We start from the raw sequence: 16241 nt of genomic DNA on the forward strand, positions 1-16241 counted from the left end.
TTTAAAAACTCACATTTACACCCAATACATAAGTCCTTGGCCTCGGATAAAAGCGATCGTCTATACCGTTAGATATCTCTGGGTCAACACCTTTATAATTGGTGATCGTAAATACATTTTGTACAGTTGCAGAAATCGACATTGAAGCGTTACTATTCCGGATAAATTTTCCAAGGTTATAACTTAGGTTAACATTATCCATTTTCAAAAACGAAGCGTTCTTAATGTAGTAATCACTTCGGAGCTGTTTGAGCAGAAAATTGGTATTTAAAAAATCTACCGGCGCATTATTAATCACCAGAACGGCCTGATCGTTGATATTAGCTCCACTTCCCAAATTAGAGGAAACATTGTCGTAGACATAATTATCCAAATTTGCGCGCAATACCGTTGTTGCCGACCATTTTTTATAGCTGTATGCCGCCGTAAAACCCAAAAGATATTTCGGTAACGGTGATTTATACAGATAGCGATCGTTATCGCTGATAACGCCATCTCCATTACGGTCAACATAGACACCTTCGACAGGATGCCCCTGTTCATCATATACCTGTTGGAAAACATTGAAACTGTTTGGCATGAAATTAACCTTATGCGCCTGGATATTTCCGCCTGTTCCACCACGGATACCACCGGTCTCTACAATAAAGTTCGGATCATCACTCTGTGTCAGATTGGTTACTTTACTCTTATTATAAGTTAGGTTAAAACCGATGTCCAAGGTCGAATTATCCGTTCTTAGCGGGACGAAGTGTACATTAAACTCCAGCCCCTCGTTTTCCATGTTACCCACGTTGGTCAATAGGAAATTGCTAAAGTTAGAGCCTACAGGAACGGGAATCGTGCTGAGCAGGTCTTTGGTCTTTTTCGAGTAATAATCCACGCTACCATAGACCCGATTGTTGCTAAAGCCAAAATCAACTCCGGCATTATAGGTTGTTGTATTTTCCCAACGAATGTCTTTATCGTAGGCCACAGGTGAATTTAAATAGTAGTATTCATCACCAAAGCGATACATCGACTCGTTGCCGCTGATGGTATAATTAGGCAAATAAGAGTAGTTGGCGATGCCATCTTGCTGCCCGGTTTTTCCATAACTTAAACGGAGCTTCAGTTCGGACACTGCAGCTATATCTTTTAAAAAGCCTTCATTTTTGGCGCGCCAGGTGAATCCTACAGAAGGAAAATATCCCCAACGGTTATCAGGACTAAAACGGGAAGAACCATCCGACCGCAAGGTTCCCGACAGAACATACCGGTTGTCATAGGTATAAATCAGACGCCCATAATAAGAGATCAACAGATTTTCGGGTTTATCAAAAGGTCGCGTTGGCTCATTTAGGATCTTATCACCTTCCGCATTTGTACGGTTAAAATTATAAACCTTACTGCTATTTTTATAGTAGCCATAGCCCAACGTCGCGTCTATCGTACTTTTGATTGTAGGTAATTCCTTATCATACTTTAAATAAAACTCCAGCGTTTTATTGTTGATATCGGTTTTATATTGGGTTCTTTCACCCCCTTCATTAAAATTACGTGCAGCTATCGCTGGTGTAAATGTGTTCCCTTTCGAACGCGCCAGATCGTATCCAACGTTTAAGTTGGCATGCAGCTCCGGCAGGAAATGAAAACTATAATCCACCTTTGCATTTCCAATACTTCTAAACACATCGCCATTATCTTTGCGTAAATCCAACAAGGCTAAAGGATTTCGTGGTGCATTGGGATTAGGTTTCCCCCCTTGAATCCACTCATAATACCCGCCAAAACTATTTTTATCATCCACATAGACAGGTTGGGTCGGGTCGAACTGAATGGCTGCTCCGATTGCGTCTTGTGTCGCAAATTTCGATTTTGACCAGGTACCACGGACATTTACATCCAATGAAAGATGATTGTCCAGAAATTTAGGCGTTAATGCCAATGCAGCAGTAGTTCGTTTTAAGTTATCATTTTTCAATACCCCATCCTGGTTCATATAGCCCGCAGATATACGGTAAGGCATATTGCCCGCTTTGGAAGCAATATTAACGTTATTATCCGTTGTAAATGCATTGCCATAAATCACATCCTGCCAGTCGCTATTTGCTGTTCCCAACAACTTTTTCATGGCATCACTACCATTTGTATTGACATAATCGCGGATTTGATCGGCGTTGAGCAACTTTACTTTATTGGCTACGGTAGCCAATGAATTCTGTGTAGAGAAGTTGATTTGTGTTCCTGAGCGACTGCCTTTTTTTGTCGTGATCAAAATAACCCCATTCGACGCCCGCGAACCATAAATGGCTGTTGCATTGGCATCTTTCAAAATTGTAAATGTCTCGATATCATTTGGGTTAATCAAACTTAATGGGTTAGCTACCCCGGATACAGAACCACCTGCCAATGGAATTCCATCTACGACAATTAACGGATCGTTACTGGCATTCAATGAAGCTCCGGTACGGATACGGATGGTGCTTCCTGCGCCCGGCTGCCCCCCACTTGTTGTAATCTGTACGCCCGGAACTTTCCCCATAATGAGTTGCTCTGGCGAAGAGATCTGTCCTTTTTGAAAATCTTTTGCAGATACTGTGCTGATTGAACCCGTCAGGTCACTTTTCTTTTGTGTACCATAACCAATCACAACAACCTCTTCCAGTGTACTGCTATTGGATTTAAGGTAAAGGTTTAACGGATTCTGTCCATCGTTGACCTGGATCAAGGTATCCAGGGGCGCGTATCCGACCATACTTACTTTCAGACGTAATTTCCCTGTTTGTAGTCTATCCAAGCTAAAATCCCCATTCGCATTGGTAGACAGTGATTTTTGAATATCCTCGAAGCGCAGTGTAGCACCGACCAAGGAACTCCCCTTCTGGTCCATTACTCGCCCTTTTAGCGTTGCCTGTTGCGCGAATGCCGAAGCACTTACACCGAGTAGCATGCTCAGAGCCCAAAATGGACGTGATAGCTGTTTGTTCATAAAATAACTGTTTATTTATTTATTTAGTTTTGTTTTGCTTATTAATTGGTACTGCCCAGGTAGGAGACTCAATTTTGACTGGCCTGACCAATTGAGCTCTTTTCCCGTAAAATTATCGACCCACTGCCCCTGCAACGCTGCCGGCAAGGCAAAGTCCACACTTTCTACCCCAAAATTGCCAAGTACCCCTACTTGTTGTCCCTCCTTTTCGAGAACAAAATATTTAACGGCATCTTTCATAGCCGATGTGATAATCGTCCCGTTTTGGAAAATGCTATTTTTGGTTTTGAAACGTGTAAGTTTGGCATAGGTCTCAAAGAGCTTTTTGCGATCATTTTGTTGTAGATAGCTCCACAACAATGGTTTTTCGCCTGTGCGCCCATTTTCATCGATAGATACATCATAACCGTATTCACCAAACTGCCAGATCATCTTAGGTCCAGGCGAAGCCAATAAAAACACGGCGGCCTGTTCCATACGTTTTAATGCCGTACTGAGGTTCTTGACGTTATAGCTACCTGATGAATTGCCGTAATTCAGGCATTTGAACAGCAGCCGCTGTTCGTCATGGCTTTCCATATAAGACACAAACGAAGGTTGTGTCATGCCATGGCCCGAAGGGAATAATCTGCCTAAATCCGAGCCGTTGTTGGCATTCCAGCCCATTGCCGCCTCATTGAAGACCGCATTCATGTTGTTCCATAGCAACATCCCCGATTGCGCAAGTTCGGCCTCTTCCTGATCTCCGCCAAGATGTTCGAGAATAATATAACACGAGGGATCGATGCTGCGAATATGCTGCTGGTATTGCTTCAAGATAGCCACACGTGACGCATCGTAAGCATTCCATGCACTTAAATCACTTTCTGAGGTACCCGAATTTTTCTGTGTAAACCCTTTAGACAAGTCAAATCGGAACCCATCAATCTTGTACTCCTGCATCCAATAGGTCAAAACATCCTTAACAAAAGTCTGTGTATAGCTACTTTCGTGGTTAAAGTCAAAGCCAACATTGAACGGATGCTTGGCTACTGTATTGAACCAAGGACTATTGCTCGCAACGTTGCCCTGCTCAAAATAAAGCTGTACTAGCGGGGACTGACCAAAAGCATGATTAAAAACAACATCCAAAATCACGGCAATACCATTTTCATGACAAGCATCTACGTAGGCTTTCAAGTCGTTTTTTAAGCCGTAATATTTATCCAAAGCGCGGTGGAAAGAAGGATTATAACCCCAGGTCGAATTCCCCTCCGATTCCTGTACAGGCATAAGCTCTACCGCATTTACACCCAGCCTTTTTAAATAAGACAAAGAGTCTTTCAATGTGGTATATTGATGTTGTTTGACAAAATCACGGACCAAGAGTTCGTAAATAACTAAATCACCTTGAGCTGGCTTATTAAATAGCGTGGTTTTCCATGAGTAAGACTTGGCTGGGAGATCCAATACGCCAACCACTCCCTGCGCAGCAGCGGGATAAGCGGGTACAGCCGCCGCGGTCAGTCCGAGTACGGCATCGTTTTGCGGATCAAGAATCAGCTCAGCATAGGGGTCTGCGATATTCAGCTGACCGTCCACCAAAAACTGATAAGTCTGTTTTTTAGAGAAATCCAGATTCGATACGGTAACCCACCAGGTTTTGCCATCTGGTGTCTGGCTCATCGCATAGGCCGGTAACGCTTTATAGTTATTAAAATCGCCCAAGACATACACACTCGTTTTTAATGGTGCTGTGAGCGCAAAACTGACCTCTCCTTTTTCTCTGTTTATGGTTGTTCCGTTTGGATTGATGCCGATCGGGAGTGCGGCAATGGTAGGTTTTGATTGCACAAATAACTGTGCTTTACTGAAATATATTTTGCCCCCAGCCTCAAGACGTGCTTCAAGCTCGTGCAGGCCATTGCTCTGTAGGCTGAGCGATTTTTCTAATGACGGTACCGCAGAAGATTCAGCAAGCAATAAACCATTATCCCAGATACTGATTTTCCCGGACTGCGTTGCCTGTACTTTTAGCTTCAGATTATCTCCAACAGTGTACATCTGTTCCAGGGTAATTGGATCTGTGGGTTGCAGCGTAGGCGAAACAAAACGAATGGCCTGTGTATTGCTCGTTACAAGAGGAAGAAATAGATCTGAATTATTTTTGTTTCGTTGGACCAGCGACCCATCTCCATTGCGGACTAAAAGTGCCATCTGACCAAATTCTCCGCCATTAGTCAGGTTAAAAAATTTGGAGGGGGTAAATGTGAATGAATATAAACCAGCAGAAACAAATTTAAGTTTATAAGCATTGTCATTCTTTGACCAATCTGTTGCTACATGTTGCCAGCTGCCCCCATTGACAGGAATCAATCCGGCGTGTAGGTAAAGGTCGGTAGTGCTACCTTTTAGAGCCGCATTTCCTTTCGAAAGATCAAATTGCAAGGTGATTTCCTGATCCCAATAAATAAATGGGGCGGAAAGATTGAGCAAACCAGAACCCTGCTGTTCAATAACAGGAGGTTGCTCGACATCCACGATATCTTTCTTATTTGCACATGATGATAATAGGACAATCACCCAGAGATACCCTATTAAACGAGAGATATGCTTCCCCATCGATAATTAGCTTTACTTGGAATCTGAAATTGGGAACGTTCCCGAAATCAAGGTAAAAAGAAATCGCTTGTGGCGATTTGCTGGATTTCCCTATCCAATATTTTATACAAATTGATTATTTAAATACTTTCGGGAATGTTCCCGAAAGTATTCAAAGCTAAATAATGGGATTACAAAAAACAAATATTTTTTTCTTATTTCAGGCTAGATTTTTGAAAAATAAGCTGGGAATCAAGGTAAACCGAATTAGCAAACTTACTATTTTCAGGGTCTTCCATCTTATCCAATAGGTATTTTGTTACTAATTGGCCCATTTCATAAGCTGGTTGTTTCACTACGCTCAGTGCCGGGTCAATCAGATCGGCGATATCCAAACAAGAAAAACAAATGATTTTAAGATCTTCAGGAATCCGAATTGCAAGCTGCTTGGCAACCCGTATACTCGAAATAGCAAGACGCTCTACCGAAGCAAATATGGCATCGGGTTTCTGCTGCTCGATCAAGTCGGCAATATCTTTCATATTCTGATCAGCATCATTCACCGTATCCAAAATAAGCGCTGGTCTGATCGGAATTCCCACTTCCTGCAGCGCCTTTTCGTAGCCATCTTTACGCACCTTACCAATGGAGACATTCGGATTGATTGCAAGATAAGCGATCCGTTTACAGGCATTATCGATCAGGTGTTTGGTTGCCAGGTAAGCCGAATCAAAGTCATTACCCGTAATGTAGCCCCCCTTCCAATCGTCATAAGCACGGTCAAAAAACATGACCGGAATGCCGCGCTCTGCCAAAAGTTGTAAATGCGAATGGTCTTTACCCTCACCCGAAGCCGAAATGATAACGCCATCCACTCGTCCATTGGCCAGTGAACGTACGATTGAGGCTTCATTTTGCACCTGATGATCCGTCACATAAATTAAGGTATGATAACCCTTGGAGCGCGCCACAGCCTCAATTCCTTTGATGGCTTGCGAGAAAAACTTATTGCCAAATTCGGGAATAATAATCGCAATGGTCAGACTTTTATTTGCCTTTAGACTACTCGCATAAACATTTGGCGAAAAACCGATTTCTTCGGCCATAGCCAAAATCCGAGCTTTTGTCGCTGGATTAATGTCCACGTTATCCCGAAATGCACGGGAAACGGTCGATTTTGACAAGCCGAGTTTTTTGGCCAGATCTACTATTGTTAATTGCGACATATCAAGATTCCCTTTGCTGTTCGAATGTAATAATTGTTGGATACAAATAAAGCAATTATCTGTCCAGAATAGCAAATTTTCTTTTTGTCCTCTTTGTTTTAAATCAGCAGGCCATGTTTTTTTTATCTCCCGATAAGAAAAGCGATCTAGTGATCAAATCCTGTAAAAGATCATTCCAATATGCTTGCTTTCATCCGCTTTCTGTTAACAGAAAAACTTGTTTTATATGGCCTTTTGTGTCTACAGCGCTAATGCTGTCTTCGGGTTGTCTTCGTATTGTGTTCGTACCACCTTCGGATGTGGAGAGTCTTGCTACGGCTATTGATCGAAAGTTGACCAAGTAATTCCTGTTCAGGGTCTGGTCAATATCTGTTCAGCACCTGTACAATATCTGTATCCCATCCGAATAAGGTACGAAGCAGGTACGAATCTTTCCCCACTATTTGATCAAAAAATTGTGAGCAGGTGCTTAACAGGCTTAGCGTATTTTGCTAAGCCTGTCTACAATTAATCGCCCATTTTCTTTATTAGAACTTTCTAAAATCCCATTCCCCGCGATAAGGGCGACTGCGCATGAGATTAGCATAGTCATTGTCGAACTGTTCTTTTTGTGGATTCCATTTTAAATCCTTTTGAAGTTCATACGCAATATTGATGGCATTGCACACTGAGCTCGTCCGGTGACCTATTTCAACATCACAGATAGGCTTACTTCTTTTTTTGATCGCATCAACGCAGTCCTGATAGTGATTATCACTATAATACAAACGACGATCAGAAGCAGTCAGTTTAAGATTTGCCAAATTTTCCGGGTTCGATCGGATAAATTCCCGGCTTACTTCAATCTTACCTTTTTCACCGATAAATTGGATCGCATTATGTACTCCCCACTGCACATGGTTTACGCGAACGCCATTGGCATAGCTAAACGAGAGCCCGCTATTGCTGTTGGCCTCCTTGGGTGGATTAAACTGAACAGGGCCCGATTCATCCATACCCAAGGCCCATTGCACGATGTCAAACATATGTGCACCCCAATCGGTGATGTAACCGCCACCAAAATCGCGGTAACCACGCCACCAAGCCCATTTATCGTCCTCTAAAGGTGGGCTTAATATCGGATTATAACCCCGATATGGTGAAGGTCCTACCCACATATCCCAATCGAGATAATCGGGGGCTGGCATGGAGGGAAGGTCACATTGTTTGACCGGTTCGCCCACAGAAACATTGATTTCCTCGATTTTGCCGATATAGCCATTGAGAACCAGTTCTGCTGCCTGTCTAAAATTATAGGAAGAACGCTGCATGCTACCCGTCTGAAATACACGTTTATATTTTCGGGTTGCATCGACCATGGCACGACCTTCGGCAATGGTCAATGCAAGGGGTTTCTCACAATAAATATCTTTGCCAGCTTTAGCCGCATCAACTGCAATCTGCGCATGCCAATGATCGGGTGTAGCAATGACAACAGCATCAATATCTTTCCGATCCAATAGTTCCCGATAATGATGATAGGCCTTGATGTCGGTCTGTGCTTTTGACAATTCCGTTTGTTTTTTCGTTGTCGCAGCAATAAATGCTGCCAACTTATTACGGTCTACATCACAGGCAGCCAGACTTGCAATTTCCTTGCAGCGATTGAGGCCATTCATCAAGGTATAGGATTGTTTTCCGACACCAATAAATCCAAGATTGATACGATCACTTGGCGCAAGAAATCCATTGCCTCCCAACACAACGCGCGGGACAATTGTAAAAGCCAAAGAGGATACAATTCCCTTGGCTATAAATTCTCTTCTTTTCATTCTTTATGGATAGTTTATTTTTCTGCTCGTCTTTATTGGTACTTCCTCAGTCCTTGACGGCAAAATGGTTTATGTATGGATGATTTGTTCAGTTTTTCTTCTAAAAAGTTTATTCTTGAATCGGCACCAAAGTAATCGAAGCAATCTCTGGCAAAGTATCACCTTCGATGGCTGTAGCCTGCAAAATCACCTTGGTACTAGGCTCACCAATTACTTGCTGGGATACCTCAATGTTCCCCATAGCCACCTCCTTAAATTTAGCTTCCTTTTCAGCTACGAATGTCCATGGGAGCTGCTGTCCGAGTATCGAGAGTACAATTTTTCCGTGCTGATTGCTATTCGCCAGATAATTGACGAGCACACGATACTTCCCTGGTTTTTGAATTTTGATATCCCAAAAAACTTTATCCGCAAGGTCTTTCCATTGACCAATGGCGTTCGGGCGGTTTGGATCATGGGTATGTGCACCAATAATTTTTAATCCCTTTCCTTCCTGTAATTTTGCATTATTTGCGTTCATCACGATGCGTCCATCTGCCTGTGTTTGGGTCAGGCTTTCCTCAACAATTGGTTTTCCCTGGATTTCGACCACAATAACCTTCGGTCCCTTCTTACTGTCGAAGATATCAACAGGAATTGCTGGTCTTCCGTTTTCTAAAGTGGATTTTAACTTCATTGTAGGTGAAGCTAGGGCGTAGACAGCCGTCACTTTATTTTTGATGGGCAGATTTATTTTTCCATCGGCCGGACGATCAAAAACATGCAGATACAGCTTCCCATTTTTTTGGGTACAATACCCCCAATCCAAGGCCTGAAAAGGGCTCGCGGTGGTACCGTAAATAGATTCGCCATTGACCTTCATCCAATCCCCGATTTGCTCCATAATCCGCACCGCAGGTTCAGGAATGGCTCCGTCACCATCGGGTCCAACATTTAACAGGAAATTGCCCCCTTTACTCACCGTTTCCACAAATAATTGCATGATCTTGGGAAAACTTTTCCAATTTTGATCATGGGCGCTATAGCCATAACTTTCATTCATAGTATGGCTTACCTCCCAGTACATGCCCGGCAAACCTGTTGGTGGAATATATTTTTCGGGAGTTCCGATATCACCGTTCTTATTTTCGAGTCCGTTCCAAAATCGATTATTGATAATAATATTGGGCTGCCATTTGATCAGATCTGTCAAGATATGCTTTGTGCCCCAGGCTTCTCCCTCCTGCTGTTTACTGCTGAAATCGGGCCACAGCATGTCCAGCCGCCCGTAATTTTGTGCAAGTTCTTTAATTTGGCCATAGAGATAGGCTTTGTAACGTTCATGATCTGGCTGATGCTTATCCACATTCGGGTTCAGCTGAAAGGCCTCATAAGAATCGGGATGTTGCCAATCCAGGAGCGAATAATAAGCTCCTACTTTCATTCCCTCCTGACGGAAAGCATCCATAATTTCGCGGTAAAGATCTCTTCCTTTCGGCGATAAATTTGCCGTACCCGTAACATCATTTTTCAAGGCATAAGGCTGTTGGCTATTGAACAGGCTAAAGCCTTCGTGGTGTCGAGAAGTCAGCACCATATACTTCATTCCAGTTTTTTTTGCAAGGCGTGCCCAGGATTGTGGATCAAAAGAACCTAAAGTAAATTTTGGTTTCAGTACCCCAGCATAGTGCTTACTGGGAATTTTCCCCCAGGTTTGTATCCATTCGGCATAATGCTGTGGATATTGTTTCCCTTCAAAAGAACCACCTGCTGCACTGTACAATCCCCAATGGATAAACAGTCCAAAACGGGCCTCTTTAAACCATTCCATACGTTTATCTTGCGTCTCCTGCCAACCTGCAACACCTTCATACGGTGGCGATTTGGTCTGTGAAATAGCAACATCGGTCATGCACAGCAACATTCCCACTGCTGCTGCACACTTCCACTTAAAAAAATTGATTTTCATCATGATATAGATTTATACATAAAAGTTCATTTATTCGGATTACAAGCTATCACCGATCAGAAACCCAACGCTTGAATTTCATCTTGAATAGCATCATATGCTTTGCTTGTATCTTCTATTGGAATTCCCTTGGATAGTCCAGGTCGTTTATGACCTGTATAGGTTAGCCATGCGTCTTTCATCATCGTCTGCCTTTGCAAAACAAGCGTATATAACTGGCGAAGTTTTGGCTGACTGTTCAAATTGTCATCCCATGTGCTTTCAATCGGGAAATCAGGCATGAGGTACTGTACTATTTCCTTAACCATTAGCCAATGCCCCAACTCTCCAGGGTGTACTCCATCCGCGGCCAGCTTAAACTGAGCATCTTTCTCGATTCTAGCTTCCAAGTAGCGACGCATGGGAAAATGCAGATCTATGACTTCCCAGGACTGCATTTTGGCATAGTCGATAAGCCATTCGGCATAGCGATCTAATACTTTATTGTAGCCATTGAGCCGAAGCTGCGGATCATCATGTACTGGAGGTGTCATCCATAGGATGCGTTTGACGCCCTGATCGACCAAACGTTTGTGCAGACGGATAATTCCATTTTTATAGGCTTCAAAACGGATAGCATCAAAAGGGAGGTAAATGCCGTCATTCATGCCATAACAGACGAAAACCACTTCAGGTTTGATTTTATCAAGCACATTGTCCAGTCGATCAAATAGACAGGGGCGTGGAAATTTTCCATCGGCATGATTCGGTTCACTGAGTCCAGAAACGGTCTCACTTGGTAACCCCGAATTAATAAACTGAGGTTTCCTTTTCGGGTGACTGCTCAGGAATAGACTTTCGGTCATGGCGACATATTGCCCCGCGTAAGTAATACTATTGCCTAAAAAAAAGCACTTTTTGTCCATCACTCAAACTAAAGTCCTTAACATGACTTTGCCCCTTTACTTGCCTAGACAAAAGGCCTAAGCACAATAGCAATACAAAAAAACGAAGTTCGTTTCTACGAAATGATAAATTTAACATTGTGTAATATTGGATCAGTTGGACAAGTACCAAACCTTACATATCTCATTGGTTTAGGTTGATACCAATATGCGCAAAAGACTTATTAGATAACTATTGAGCGCTGTCCATAATTGATTATTTTGGTCATTAAATTAATCAATAAGCACATGAATTCAAATTAAATTACTGAAAGACAGAAGATTGTTACATTTACATCTTCTATTAGTTAGTTAAGAACTCTTGTTGATAACAAAAGGGCTGTCCAAAGGGCAAAAAAAAGCCTGTCCAACCAAGTCGGACAGGCTTATATTCTTAAGCAATTAAGTCTTATTGCATATTGAATTTGGAGATACTCAGTTCTTTAAACTCCAACTTTTTATCGCCCACGATACGCAGCTTGGTTATTGGCGTTTTTGGAAAAAATAAACCAGTCATTACCGTTAGCCCCTCGTCTGCAAAAAGTTCCACAGAGCTCACATCAACATACAAACTGAAAGAAAGTGCCCCCTTATTTAGCAGCCTTTGTGCCAACGCTGTCTTTGGAAATTCTCCATTAAAAGACACTTCACCGGACTTAGAACGATCGATATAATAGGCATTTTGGTCTTCACGATAACCAATAACCAATTCGTCACCAGATTCATTCGATAAGATGACTTTAAAAGCCTGCTGCTTCAAATCTTTAAGGTCCAAACGGTACGCTTGTGGGAGATGTTGCTCGAACGAAACTTCCTTCGTTCCACCGCCATGGTATTTTTTTAGCGGACGAAATGCGGTTTCAATTTCTTTGGGAACAGTACTCGCAACGTAGAACGACTGTCCAACTTTTCCTAAAGATAAAACACGAGGTATGGTTGAGGAAGAACGCCATTTTGTGGTAGGAACCACATTGGCATATTGCCAGTTGCTCATCCAGCCAATCATCAGGTGCCTATCCCTTAGGTTACTCCAGGTTACTCCGGCATAGTTATCGGGTCCCCAATCCAACCATTTTATTTTAGTATCCGCTGTTCGGAACTGATGCCCATCAAAGTCACCCACAAAATATTGTGTCACCGAGCCACCGTTGGGTCCACCTGGATTGATGCTCACCAGCAAAACCCATTTTGTAGCTCCTTTGTAATCCATGGGGATTAGATCAGGGCATTCCCAGACACCGCCATGGGCACCCAGCTCTTTGCCAAACTCACTTTCCTTCTGCCATGTTTTCAAATCTTTGGAAGAATAGAAAGTAATACAATCTTTTGTAGCCAAGGTCATAATCCAACGCTGGCTATGCACATGCCACATCACCTTTGGATCTCTGAAATCCCATATACCAGGGTTTGGCAGTACCGGATTGCCTTTATACTTTGTCCAGGTAAGGCCCTTGTCCAAACTATAAGCCAAACTTTGATTTTGATGCAATCCTGTTTTTCGATCCTCTTCCTGATGATTGTGATGGGTAAAAATGGCGACCATAGCACCTTTTCCAAAACCTGCCGTGTTATCTTTATCGATTACAGCACTTCCAGAGAAAATAGTCCCCAAACTATCGGGGTACAATGCGATCTTCTGCTCGTCCCAATGGATTAAATCTTTACTGATCGCATGGCCCCAATGCATAGGTCCCCAAATGGGTTTTTCGGGATTATGCTGAAAAAAAAGATGGTAATTACCGTCCAGATAAACCAGTCCATTGGGATCGTTCATCCAGCCCTGCTGTGGGGTAAAATGGTAAAGTGGGCGATACTTCTCTTCGGGATCTCCTTGTTTATGCTGTCCAGTCTGTGCCAGACTTGTACCAAAAACACTTAGCAGGAGCATCAAAACACCGTATTTCTTTAATCTTATCATTTTTCTTTTATTTACATTTCTAATTAGGTTATTGTTCGCTTCAATAGGCAAATATCGTCTCAATTGTCAGGAAGATTTTTCGATTTTCAACCCATTCACTTGTACTGTTCCTTGATCCGCGAAAATAGTCCAAGGGTTTTGATCCATTTTATAGATCCGGTTGGTAAAAGCAACACGATCATTCACATATACGATACCAATCGATTTTTCGATAATAATTTTCACGTTAAAAATCCGGTTGGTCGGTACTGTAAGTGGCGTAAAATTGAGTTCTGTTTTGCTTCCGCCACCATCGCGTGCCTCCTTGTTCATAAACAGTGCTGGCATGTTCCAACGATTGGATGAAGTCAGATCAAAAGCAATGCTATACACTTCGGTCGGATCATTACATGCACCAAATGAAAAACCAAATTTGCTGGATTGAGAAGCATCAATGGTCATTGTCATTTTAACAGATGAAGTATTCCGGTTAAATTGTGCATAACTTCTTCCGCCCGATTGCGCTGTCAAACTATAGGTTTTATTCGATTCGGAAACTTGACCAACATTGCTCAGTTTTTCAAAGGCGACTTCCTTATTGAATTTACTGTTTAGGGCTTCCGGAATTTTAGGATATAAACGTCCTGAAGCTCCCTGAACCAACTGGTGTGAAATTAAATTTCCAGCCCAGGGCAGTTCGTTGTTATTATTTACTGTTTGCCCGGTTGAACACCATCCCGAAAGATAACGTGTCGTACCGTCGCTAGCCGTCTTGCCAGCATAGAGATAAAGTCCATCAAAGGTTTCATGATGTCCTTCGGCATCCCGACAGATCATCCAGGGACCATCCGGAGAATCCGCAATACGATAAAATGTCTTGCGATGTTCATCCCGGTTGATCCGCGAAAACAACAGATACCACTTATTGCCCATTTTAAATAGATCCGGGCATTCCAATAGTTCAGCATCTGTTTCGATGCCATATTTTTCCACTGTCCCTGTCGTCGCAACGAGCGGTTCAATCATCGACCAACTGCTTAAATCGGTTGACTGATAACGTGCAAGGATTCCTTTTCCGTCTTTTCGTGTCGTGACTAACATGACGTAGGCATTGCGGCCTTCATCCCAATAAACCTGTGGATCACGAAAATTATTTTGATCATAGCCAGCTGCAGCCTGCAGCGCCATTGCTGGTTGCCTGGTCCAATTCATTAAATCAGTTGACGTAGCCAACATAATCTTTTCCGCAGGCGTAAAAACATTGTTATGCCCCGTATAGAAACAGTAATACAATGTTCCTTTTTTAATAAAACTTCCTGTTCCGATCCATTCATCCTGACTCCCCACGGCACCCGACGACAAGACTTCGGTATAGCCCTCAAATGTTCCATAGTCACTTGTCCGCGTACTATAAATCGGATGCCTGTTGGCATTTTCATACAGATAAAACAAGTAGAACTTGTTATCGTTGGCATTGTAGTAAGGCATGGGATCGCCCACAAACCCCTGCTGGGGTCTGTAAAACCTTTGATAGGGGCCCGCCTCCTGCCCCGAAATACATGCCGTAGAACTGTCCACAGGTTGTATTGTTATGGGCTTATCTACCACTGTCGAACGCTCGTCGCTATTCTTGCAACTTGTCAACAAGCTGAGCAAGAATACTGTCGGAAGCAAATACATTTTTGGTCTCATGATTTAAATCTTTCTATTAATCCCTGATTAGCTATCATTTTTGCTTTTATAATAACTTGTTTTGTTTGTATTCGATTACTCTTTAGGTAATGCCTTCAATTCGTCCCAGTACATCCGTTGGGTAGGAAATGCCACGGGCTGTCCATTAGGATGCTCATGTGGCATCACCAGTATATTGTTAATGATCGCTTTTCTTCCGGCAGGAATCTGAAAAACCAATTCTTGCCACTCCCCAACGTGCTCCTTTGCATAATTAGCACGCAACCAATCTTTTTGCTGTTCACCATCCGATTGAATCTCCAATTGTACATCTCCCGCTACATCCTTCAATATCATAATGGAAAAACGGCCATATTCTGCCGGATTGATCGTCACTTTATTTGCATTCCAGAGCGCTCCACCGTGCCAGCCTTCACCAGTTTTATTGTCCCGTACAAAAGACGCACAGAAGGGTGTTGCATTAATTCCAGTGGTTTTCGGATTGGGATAAGGTGAATCTACCGTAGTCACCCCTAACCCCTCGAAATGTGGAACGCTGGTTTCACCATTATAAATCATAAAAATTTGTTTGGGTTCTGTACCCAATAGGGCAGTTACCGTGTATTGGAAAGTTTGCCCCATATACGCAAGGCTGTATTTTATGGGAGAACTTAAATCTACGGGCCCACTCTGATTGGGCGTTATGCTTGCTCCGGCTGTAAATTCTAACGCAGGTGATAGGTTCTTTAGGTCTGTCCCCAGGGGTAGGTAAATTTTAATGCTTTTATTTTTCTGATCAATGATCCCTGATTTTTCTCCGATGCGGAATGCCGTTATTTCTGCTTTGATTTCTTTGACGGTTACTTGGTAGGTATTAAATAGATTACCATTAAAAACGCGGTAAGTAATCGGTGTTGTGCCAGAAAATGAAAAATTCTGGGCGATGCCTGAAGCTGGAGCAACCTTTGCATTGCTGGGCAATTCAATTGTCGGAGCCACCGCCGAAAGATCTGTACCTTCAGGAACCATGACAAGAATGGTACCTTTTGCCTGATCTACTTTCCCAATGGTATTGCCGACCTTGAAAGAAAGTATATCTACATCTGCACTCAAATTGAGTGTACTCTCAGCATCACGCTTGCAGGCCGCGAAAAGCCCGATAAGTAGGATAGTAACCCCTACTTTTATATAATTGTTTAATGTGTTCATTGGAA

General features: G+C 42.7%; 9 protein-coding genes. All 9 read right to left on the reverse strand.

Annotated elements, in window-relative coordinates; translation table 11 throughout:
* Window position 1 precedes the first annotated feature (1 nt).
* Window positions 2–2971 (reverse strand): SusC/RagA family TonB-linked outer membrane protein, encoded by a 2970-nt coding sequence (locus AACH28_RS09140; protein ID WP_286727904.1) that lies wholly within the window; start codon window positions 2969–2971, stop codon window positions 2–4.
* A 15-nt stretch (window positions 2972–2986) separates the two neighbouring features.
* On the reverse strand, window positions 2987–5572 hold the full coding sequence (locus AACH28_RS09145; protein WP_341832754.1) for an alpha-amylase family glycosyl hydrolase: 2586 nt from the start codon (window positions 5570–5572) through the stop codon (window positions 2987–2989).
* 194 nt (window positions 5573–5766) lie between these two features.
* Complete coding sequence (locus AACH28_RS09150; protein ID WP_341832755.1) at window positions 5767–6777, reverse strand: LacI family DNA-binding transcriptional regulator; 1011 nt, start codon at window positions 6775–6777, stop codon at window positions 5767–5769.
* 527 nt (window positions 6778–7304) lie between these two features.
* A complete protein-coding gene (locus AACH28_RS09155; protein ID WP_341832756.1) occupies window positions 7305–8588 on the reverse strand; it encodes a Gfo/Idh/MocA family oxidoreductase in 1284 nt (427 codons plus the stop codon).
* 109 nt (window positions 8589–8697) lie between these two features.
* A complete protein-coding gene (locus AACH28_RS09160; RefSeq protein ID WP_286727908.1) occupies window positions 8698–10539 on the reverse strand; it encodes an alpha-L-fucosidase in 1842 nt (613 codons plus the stop codon).
* Between the two features lie 53 nt (window positions 10540–10592).
* On the reverse strand, window positions 10593–11441 hold the full coding sequence (locus AACH28_RS09165; RefSeq protein ID WP_341832757.1) for an SGNH/GDSL hydrolase family protein: 849 nt from the start codon (window positions 11439–11441) through the stop codon (window positions 10593–10595).
* A 427-nt stretch (window positions 11442–11868) separates the two neighbouring features.
* A complete protein-coding gene (locus tag AACH28_RS09170; protein ID WP_341832758.1) occupies window positions 11869–13377 on the reverse strand; it encodes a glycoside hydrolase family 32 protein in 1509 nt (502 codons plus the stop codon).
* 66 nt (window positions 13378–13443) lie between these two features.
* Entirely contained in the window at window positions 13444–15048 is a 1605-nt protein-coding gene (locus AACH28_RS09175) for a glycoside hydrolase family 32 protein (RefSeq protein ID WP_341832759.1), read from the reverse strand.
* A 75-nt stretch (window positions 15049–15123) separates the two neighbouring features.
* Entirely contained in the window at window positions 15124–16236 is a 1113-nt protein-coding gene (locus tag AACH28_RS09180; RefSeq protein ID WP_341832760.1) for a hypothetical protein, read from the reverse strand.
* Window positions 16237–16241: the final 5 nt, after the last annotated feature.

Origin of the sequence: Sphingobacterium thalpophilum (assembly GCF_038396785.1) — a bacterium.
Lineage (GTDB): Bacteria > Bacteroidota > Bacteroidia > Sphingobacteriales > Sphingobacteriaceae > Sphingobacterium > Sphingobacterium thalpophilum_A.

What these genes read in the sequence shown, in the direction of transcription:
- AACH28_RS09175 (WP_341832759.1), bottom strand. Translation starts at nt 15,048, where the DNA reads ATGAGACCAAAAATGTATTTGCTTCCGACAGTATTCTTGCTCAGCTTG.
- AACH28_RS09150 (WP_341832755.1), bottom strand. Translation starts at nt 6,777, where the DNA reads ATGTCGCAATTAACAATAGTAGATCTGGCCAAAAAACTCGGCTTGTCA.
- AACH28_RS09155 (WP_341832756.1), bottom strand. Translation starts at nt 8,588, where the DNA reads ATGAAAAGAAGAGAATTTATAGCCAAGGGAATTGTATCCTCTTTGGCT.
- AACH28_RS09165 (WP_341832757.1), bottom strand. Translation starts at nt 11,441, where the DNA reads ATGGACAAAAAGTGCTTTTTTTTAGGCAATAGTATTACTTACGCGGGG.
- AACH28_RS09170 (WP_341832758.1), bottom strand. Translation starts at nt 13,377, where the DNA reads ATGATAAGATTAAAGAAATACGGTGTTTTGATGCTCCTGCTAAGTGTT.
- AACH28_RS09145 (WP_341832754.1), bottom strand. Translation starts at nt 5,572, where the DNA reads ATGGGGAAGCATATCTCTCGTTTAATAGGGTATCTCTGGGTGATTGTC.
- AACH28_RS09180 (WP_341832760.1), bottom strand. Translation starts at nt 16,236, where the DNA reads ATGAACACATTAAACAATTATATAAAAGTAGGGGTTACTATCCTACTT.
- AACH28_RS09160 (WP_286727908.1), bottom strand. Translation starts at nt 10,539, where the DNA reads ATGATGAAAATCAATTTTTTTAAGTGGAAGTGTGCAGCAGCAGTGGGA.
- AACH28_RS09140 (WP_286727904.1), bottom strand. Translation starts at nt 2,971, where the DNA reads ATGAACAAACAGCTATCACGTCCATTTTGGGCTCTGAGCATGCTACTC.